The following is an 8,042-nucleotide window of genomic DNA, read 5'->3' on the forward strand; positions in this document are numbered from 1 at the left end:
ATCAGGCTGGCCTCACAGCCCCACACATCGTACAAACCGCTCTCAGCGCACTGGGTGTGGCATTATCAGACCAGGCCGTATCAGGTCAGACGGCCTGATAGATGGCCCGGAGGCGCGCAGACCAGCTTCTGGTTGACAGAGGGCTGGTTGAAAGCAGAACAAAAGCACAGGCCCTGATTATGGCAGGGCTTGTGTTCTCTGCTGAGAAACGCATAGCAAAAGCAGGTGATCAGTTACCAGAGGAGGCTCCTCTCGAGGTCCGGGGGCAACCGCACCCATGGGTTTCCCGAGGGGGATGCAAACTAGCTCATGCTCTGGAGCACTTTGCTTTATCGCCATTAGACCGTGTTTGCCTTGACGTAGGAGCATCTACCGGTGGTTTTACGGATGTTTTGCTCACTAACGGCGCCCGTTCAGTGTACGCAGTGGATGTCGGGCATGGGCAATTAGCCTGGAAACTTCGCTCAGACCCGCGCGTGACAGTGCTGGAAAAATGTAACGCCCGTAATCTGGACACCAACATTATTCCTATAGCTCCGGCTGTTGTTGTGTGTGATGCAAGCTTTATTGGCTTACGTACAGTGCTTCCTGCCGCCCTAGATCTGGCAGCGCCCGGAGCTTGGGCTGTGGCACTCATTAAGCCACAGTTTGAAGCCGGACGAGACCAGATTGGTGCAAAAGGTGTGGTGCGTGACCCGGCCGTCCATGAAAGCGTGTGCGCAACAATTGAAGAGTGGTGGCGCGGCCTTGAAGGCTGGACAGTGCTTGGGATTGAGGAAAGCCCAATTACAGGTCCAGAGGGCAATAAAGAATTCCTGATCGCTGCTCGTAAGGCATAGTCACCTATTTATTTAAAAACTATTTTAGACCTATGTAGTCATTTTAAGGATGACGAAGAGCCATATTTTTTGCCACAATTCTGTAACAGATTTGTGTTCCCAAAAATGGAAATGGCTCTCTTCATGCGCAAACTCATCATGATGCTTGGTGTCAGCACCGCGCTATGTGGCATCACTGGTGGTGCTTCAGCGGCTCCTGTCTCTTATCACGTCTCATCTCCCCATAACGCAGCGGAAGAAGACAATGGCCAGTCACTGCTGGCTGGATATGAACAGGATGGTCTTACACTGCGTGATGACCAAGAGAACCACAGACTGCTAATCGGGGTAGACCCAGCGTCTTTCCGGTCACAGGTGCATTCAGGAACCAACCAATATCATCTGGCGGTGCGCGATGTGCTTTCAGCGGCAGCATCCTATGCCTATCTTTATTTCGGGCAGCACCCAAATGCCACTAACCTGACTGTTGAGGCTGATATCGAGAACGATGCACCTGTCACAACGACAGGGGGCGCGGCGGATAATTTCTCTCAACAACCCGCGTTATCGTTTGATATTCCACGCCCTACGTTCCCCATCACAGCGGACCGTAAACCTGATGCGTATTCCGCCCGCATGATAAGCCAGATTTTGGGGACGATAGACCCAGGTCAGGCAACGATTGCACCATGGCTCCGCGCCAGCCTTCAGCCATCTGCTCAAAAACAATAAAAAACTGGCAGATACCTGTCTTACGCCCTGTTGTGAGATGGCCTAATAAATTTTTGCTGTTTATACGCTCAAAACTCTATAAAAGCGCAGGTCCGGTGTATGCCGGGGCTTTTTCTGCTACAAACAGCCCAGCATTATTTCCCCTTTACCATGGCGCAGTGTATGTCTCTCGTTAATTCCGCTCATCCATCCCGCACACATGATGCAGAGGCCGCTGCGGCGCTTAATGCAGAAGAAAGATCTCGCATTCTTGCAAAGGCTGCTCTGTTCAGCCCTCCCGATGCAAGATTGCCTGACGGTCGGCGCGACCTTGTAGGCCTGTCACGGGAAGAACTGACGGATATCCTAGTGGAAATTGGCGAAAAACCATTTCGGACCAAGCAGCTATGGCACTGGATCTATCATCAGGGCGTAACAGATTTTACGCTCATGAGCTCCATCGCCAAGCCGCTGCAGCAGAAACTGGCTGAGCGTTTTATTGTAGGTCGGCCCGAGCCTGCAATGGTTCAGACGTCCAATGATGAGACGCGTAAATTCCTCTTCCGCTTCCGTGATGGTCAGGAAGCCGAGACTGTGTATATCCCTGACAGACGGGAAGACCGAGGCGCGGTCTGCATTTCCTCACAGGTTGGATGCACCCTCTCGTGCACTTTTTGCCACACAGGCACACAAAAGCTTGTCCGTAATCTGGGTGCTGCAGAAATTGTGGGGCAGTTTATGGCAGCACGGGATTCCTACAAGGAGTGGCCTAGCCCGAAGGGCGATACGCCCCGCCTACTTTCCACCATTGTGTTAATGGGTATGGGAGAGCCGCTCTATAATTACGAAAACATCGCCAAAGCCATGAAGATTATCATGGACGGCGAAGGTATTGGCCTGTCCCGCCGCCGTATTACACTTTCAACCTCAGGCGTAGTGCCTTTGATGGACAAATGCGGGGACGAACTGGGCATTAACCTTGCCGTATCTTTGCATGCTGTCCGGAATGACCTGCGGGATGAAATTGTCCCGCTCAATCGCAAATATCCAATTGAAGAAGTTCTGGCTGCCTGCCGCCGTTATCCCGCCGCGAGCAATGCACGTCGGATCACTTTTGAATACATCATGTTACGCGGCATCAATGATAGCGAGGCCGATGCCCGTGAACTGGTCCGCCTGATTTCTGGCATTCCGGCCAAAGTTAACCTGATCCCGTTCAACCCTTGGCCGGGGAGCGACTACCGCCCATCCACGCGCGAACAGCAGAATAAATTTGCCCAGATTATTATGGATGCTGGCTTTGCCTCCCCCATCCGCACCCCGCGCGGGCGCGACATTCTGGCAGCCTGCGGACAGCTTAAAACCGAAAGTGAGCGTGTTCGCGCCTCCCAGTCCTGATTTTTCTGCGTTTCCGCATCAGTCTTACCCACCGGGGCACTGGCTCCCCGGCATGACTGATGCTAGGACACTGTGCGAAACAGTATTCGTTTTTAGATTCAGGAGATCATCCTCATGGGCGCACCTGCAGCCAGAAAAGATGTCAAAAAAGTTGTGCTTGCCTATTCCGGGGGGCTCGACACATCTGTCATTCTACGCTGGCTACAGAAAACCTATGGCTGTGAGGTGGTTACCTTTACGGCGGATCTAGGCCAGGGTGAAGAACTGGAACCTGCTCGTAAAAAAGCTGAAATGTTTGGCGTTAAAGAAATCTTCGTTGAAGACCTGCGCGAAACGTTCGTCAAAGACTTCGTATTCCCCATGTTCCGAGCCAATACGCTGTATGAAGGCCAGTATCTACTCGGCACATCCATTGCCCGCCCGCTGATTGCACAGCGCCAGATTGAAATTGCCCGCGCTGTTGGCGCTGATGCCGTTGCACACGGCGCGACTGGCAAAGGGAACGACCAAGTCCGGTTTGAGCTGGCTTACTATGCCCTGCAACCCGACATCACGGTCGTGGCTCCTTGGCGCGAATGGGATCTGACATCCCGTACGAAGCTGCTGTCTTTTGCTGAAGAAAACCAGATCCCCATTGCAAAGGACAAACGTGGCGAAGCCCCGTTCTCAGTAGATGCCAACCTGCTGCACTCTTCTTCCGAAGGCAAATTGCTTGAAGACCCTGCTGTTGGTCCGGAAGAAATTGTGTTCCAGCGCACCATCTCTCCTGAAGCAGCACCGGATAAGGTGACGGAAATTACCATTGACTTCGTGTCAGGTGACCCGGTTGCCATTAACGGTGTAGCCATGTCTCCTGCAACGCTGCTGACACGCCTGAATGAACTGGGTAAGGAAAACGGTATTGGCCGTCTGGACCTTGTCGAGAACCGTTTTGTTGGCATGAAGTCACGCGGCATCTACGAAACGCCCGGTGGCACCATTCTACTGACCGCACACCGTAGCATTGAGTCCATCACGCTCGACCGTGAAGCCATGCACCTGAAAGACAGCCTGATGCCGCGTTATGCTGGCATTATCTATAATGGTCTGTGGTTCTCACCCGAGCGCCGCATGCTTCAGGCTCTGATGGATGCATCCCAGCAGTCCGTCAGTGGTCGTGTCCGCCTCAAACTTTATAAAGGCAATGTCGTATGCGTTGGCCGTGAAAGCGCCAACAGCCTGTACGATACCCGTGTTGTGACGTTTGAGGACGATGAAGGCGCGTATAATCAGCAGGATGCACAGGGCTTTATCAAGCTCAATGCGCTTCGTCTTCGTCTGGGCGCTCAGATTGGCCGCGCAGGCGGCACACTCTGATCTGTCTCCCCTGCCATTTTTTGTGAAGTGTCGAGAGGACCATGACCCGTCGTTTCAAACTCATCCCTTATATGCTTGCGGCCAGCATGGCCGTTTCTCTTACAGCCTGCGGTGGACATAAAGACGATGATGTGGAGCTGACACCGCAGCAAACAATGGCCAAGCTGCGTGCTGAGCCGGGTGTCGTAACGCTGAAGGACGGTCTGGCTTACAAGGTCATCAAATCTGGCCCCAAGGATGGTGAGCAACCACGCGTTGGGGACATGATGATGGTAATTTATGAAGGCCGTCTGCCTGACGGGTCCATCTTTGACAGCTCCGAACAGCATGGTGACGGCGCTTACATGCAGATGCCTCTGCAAGGGCTGGTGCAAGGCTGGATGGAAGCCATGCCCATGATGCATGTTGGTGACACGTGGATGCTCTATGTTCCGCCCGAACTGGGTTATGGGCATAAAGCTATGGGGGTTATTCCCTCTGACAGTCCTCTTATTTTCCGTATCCAGATTTTGGGCGTTGATCACGCGCATTAATCAGGCTGTACGATTTTACCGGCTTCATAACACTATGGAGCCGGTGGGATACCTGCATATGGCAGTAAATTTTCTAACATCCCGTCCCACTGTGCTTTCTGTGGCATTGCTGAGTGCGCTCTCTCTGCCCCTTATCGGCTGCTCTCGCAAATCTCCAAAAATGCTCTACGGGAGCAATTGTGGAATTTGCCATCATAGCGGTGATGGTATGCCCGGTTCTGTTCCGCCTCTGGTTGGCCGAATTGATAAAATTGCCAGCACCCCTGCCGGTAAACAGTATCTGGCCAATGTGCTCATGAACGGTGTAAGCGGCCCCATTACGGCAAATGGTCAGCCTTACAACGCTGAAATGCCACCCTTCCGATACCTGAAGGATGATGAGGTTGCCCAAATCCTCACATGGCTTTCAGCCAGAGGGACAACGCAACCAGCCCCTGAGTTTTCTGCACAGGATATCGCAGCCGCTCGCGCAAACCGTATTTCATCTGGCAGAGTGGCAACCGAGCGTGAAAACTTGAACAAAGTCACGCCCCTTCCCTGATTTTTTATCTGACGTCATACTGGTAAGACCAATGCAACGCATTTTTTCTGGCATTCAGCCGTCTGGCATTCCTCAGTTGGGTAATTACCTTGGGGCCATTCGTAACTGGGTTAATTTACAGGCTGACCATGAATGTGTGTTCTGTCTGGTGGATATGCACGCCATTACTGTATGGCAGTCTCCAGAAGACCTGCGAAAACAAACCCTGACACAGGCTGCTATTCTTCTGGCCTCAGGCATTGATGCTGAAAAACATATTCTGTTTAACCAGTCTGCCGTCTCTGCCCATGCTCGTCTTGCCTGGATTTTTAACTGTGTCTCCCGTCTCGGCTGGTTAAACCGCATGACGCAGTTTAAGGATAAGGCAGGCAAGGACCGTGAAAACCATTCCGCGGGCCTGTATGTTTATCCAAACCTGATGGCTGCGGACATTCTGGCATACAAAGCCACCCGCGTGCCTGTTGGCGAAGACCAAAAGCAGCATCTTGAACTGACCAATGATATTGCCCAGAAATTCAACCACGATTACGGCGTAGAATTTTTCCCGGCAGTGGAAGCCGTAATCCCTCCGGCAGCAGCCCGCGTCATGAGCTTGCGTGACGGAACCAAGAAGATGTCAAAATCTGACCCGTCCGCCCAAAGCCGTATTGAAATGACCGACGGTGCAGACGCCATTGCACTGAAAATTCGTCGCGCCAAAACGGATACAGATGTCCTGCCAGCAGAAGAAGCTGGGCTTGAGGGCCGCGCAGAAGCCAAAAATCTGGTTACCATTTACGCAGCTTTGGCAGACATGAGCATTGCGGATGTACTGGCACAACATCAGGGTGAGGGCTTTGGCCCGTTCAAAAAAGCCCTAACGGATGTTGTGGTAAGTGCAATAGCTCCTATTGCACAGGAAACCCAGCGCTTGATGCAAAACGAGGACCACCTTGTCTCTGTACTACGTGCTGGCGCTGCACGCGCGCACGCCATTGCCGACCCCATTGTAACTGAAGCCGAAAAAATTGTCGGTTTTGTAAAATAAAATCCAAAGGGTTGAAGCCACAGGCCGTGCTTCAATCCATTTGCGACACATCTGCTTTGTCCCGGTTCATGTTGACCATGATACCGGGGAGGGACAAACAGGCCAGCACGCCGGCCACAGCAAAAAGAAAACCTGTTGGCCAATGTGTGTAACCGTACACACCCAGGCCACTCCCGAGAATAAAGCAGCCAATAATCTGACTGTGTAGCCAGAGGCGTTGCTGCATTTTACGGTGCTTCTCGGCATCCTCTTTTTGCCGGAAAGAACTGAACCAATCTGCCAGTTCAATACCCAGATCTGTCACCATACCGGTTACATGTGTGGTGCGTACTACAGCGCCTGATACACGGGTAACGGTAGCGTTTTGCAAACCCATCAGAAACGAAAGTAGTAATGGGCTTATACTGGACGGTACATTTTTAGGCTGCCAGATTAGTTGTGCGCAGGCCAACCCGCATAACAAAATGGCCTCGAGCAGAATGGTAAACGCGTAAATAGCGCCCTGCCCTCGCCGTCTTCCATTGTTCATCAAAAGCGTGCAGGTCATGGCCCCTGCTAGAAAGCACAGAACAATTGCACCTGCCATCAGGGCAGCTTGCAATTTTCCTGCTACAAAAGCACTGGCCAAAGCCGAAACATTGCCTGTCATGTTCGCGCAGTAATAACCTACGCTTAAGAAGCCTGCTGAGTTGAGAGCGCCAGCAACCAACGCCAGAGAACTCCCGAGTTGCCGGTCCTGAAGAAAAGTGCGTTTCCCTTTGTTAAGCCATAGCACTGGAGCACACGTCCTCTGTTTGTTAGTGGAATGCTATTGCAGCTCACGGCAGGTCACATGTGCTGCTCCGCCAGCATTTCTCTGCGTAAAAAAGGCTTCTTTCCCCTTTGTCCACCAGACAAAATTATCCGCTGCATATTTGGCGCCCGAAGCGGCCACAACATTGGCAAAAACAAACGTCTGCCCGTTTAATGGCAAGATTGCCAAACTACTTTCACCTGCATTGATATAAGTAACTGGCACTGTCTGGCTGGGAAAGTGAGCCAGCAGTGCTGGATCACCCAAACAGCGATAACTGGCTTTTGTCGTTTTTACTGCAACAGCAGGCTTCAACGGTATCGTAAATGAGTTTTGAGGTGCTGCCTCTATGGAAATTGGCTGCGCATACCCCGCCTGTGTAAAAAGCCCGATAAGAGCTGCAAACACGGTGGCGGCACCTATTTTTTTCTGCTTATGCAAGGTTACCATAACTGTTTCAGTCCTCAGAAGCATCATTCCTCTCAGCCTACACTGCTTACAGGCCCTAACGCAAAAGCTCGCTGCTTGACCAAATAGCGCCAGTACGGCGCACGGCACTGACAACCACAATGCCTCTCCCATGTAGGACGAGCCCCCTACTTGAAAACACACCGTCTTTCAATGTAACGTTATATCGTTATGTTTATGGTGTAATTATTATGCTCTCCACTAGCTGCCCGACAAAACATCTTTTGCCGCTGCTTTCTAGGCCGCCAGAACCAACAAGCAGCAACGAAGCCTTGTTGCGTATAAGGCGGTCTATCCCCTCTGCACTTCAACAGGCTATCTCCGCATATATGGCTTACGGTCCTAGGGCCTGTTAGATCTTGAATTTCTTCCCATATTGTAGGGATGGAAGAAGGAG

General features: G+C 52.0%; 9 protein-coding genes. 7 read left to right on the forward strand and 2 right to left on the reverse strand.

The annotated features are described in order from the left end of the window. The first annotated feature begins 101 nt into the window (after positions 1-101). The 7 genes from ACTIDN_RS11850 (at position 102) to trpS (ending at position 6,384) form a co-directional block, all read left to right on the forward strand. Positions 102-839 (forward strand): TlyA family RNA methyltransferase, encoded by a 738-nt coding sequence (locus ACTIDN_RS11850; RefSeq protein WP_441377211.1) that lies wholly within the window; start codon positions 102-104, stop codon positions 837-839. Positions 840-962: 123 nt separating this feature from the next. Then, positions 963-1,550 (forward strand): hypothetical protein, encoded by a 588-nt coding sequence (locus tag ACTIDN_RS11855; RefSeq protein WP_441377212.1) that lies wholly within the window; start codon positions 963-965, stop codon positions 1,548-1,550. Positions 1,551-1,712: 162 nt separating this feature from the next. Continuing rightward, on the forward strand, positions 1,713-2,927 hold the full coding sequence (gene rlmN / locus ACTIDN_RS11860) for a 23S rRNA (adenine(2503)-C(2))-methyltransferase RlmN (RefSeq protein ID WP_415508832.1): 1,215 nt from the start codon (positions 1,713-1,715) through the stop codon (positions 2,925-2,927). A 114-nt stretch (positions 2,928-3,041) separates the two neighbouring features. Then, positions 3,042-4,283, forward strand: a complete 1,242-nt coding sequence (locus tag ACTIDN_RS11865; protein WP_441377213.1) for an argininosuccinate synthase — start codon at positions 3,042-3,044, stop codon at positions 4,281-4,283. 41 nt (positions 4,284-4,324) lie between these two features. Next, positions 4,325-4,816 (forward strand): FKBP-type peptidyl-prolyl cis-trans isomerase, encoded by a 492-nt coding sequence (locus tag ACTIDN_RS11870; protein ID WP_048837102.1) that lies wholly within the window; start codon positions 4,325-4,327, stop codon positions 4,814-4,816. 58 nt (positions 4,817-4,874) lie between these two features. Continuing rightward, positions 4,875-5,357, forward strand: coding sequence for a c-type cytochrome (locus ACTIDN_RS11875; protein ID WP_441377214.1), 483 nt, complete (start codon positions 4,875-4,877; stop codon positions 5,355-5,357). 31 nt (positions 5,358-5,388) lie between these two features. Beyond that, complete coding sequence (trpS, locus tag ACTIDN_RS11880; RefSeq protein WP_441377215.1) at positions 5,389-6,384, forward strand: tryptophan--tRNA ligase; 996 nt, start codon at positions 5,389-5,391, stop codon at positions 6,382-6,384. Between the two features lie 31 nt (positions 6,385-6,415). Here trpS and ACTIDN_RS11885 read toward each other — a convergent pair whose 3' ends face one another. Then, positions 6,416-7,159 carry a YoaK family protein gene (locus ACTIDN_RS11885; RefSeq protein ID WP_441377216.1) on the reverse strand — a complete coding sequence of 248 codons (744 nt, stop codon included), beginning with the start codon at positions 7,157-7,159 and terminating at the stop codon, positions 6,416-6,418. A gap of 33 nt (positions 7,160-7,192) precedes the next feature. Then, complete coding sequence (locus tag ACTIDN_RS11890) at positions 7,193-7,585, reverse strand: MliC family protein (protein WP_441377217.1); 393 nt, start codon at positions 7,583-7,585, stop codon at positions 7,193-7,195. Positions 7,586-8,042: the final 457 nt, after the last annotated feature.

Source organism: Acetobacter sp. (genome assembly GCF_052102375.1).
Classification (GTDB): domain Bacteria; phylum Pseudomonadota; class Alphaproteobacteria; order Acetobacterales; family Acetobacteraceae; genus Acetobacter.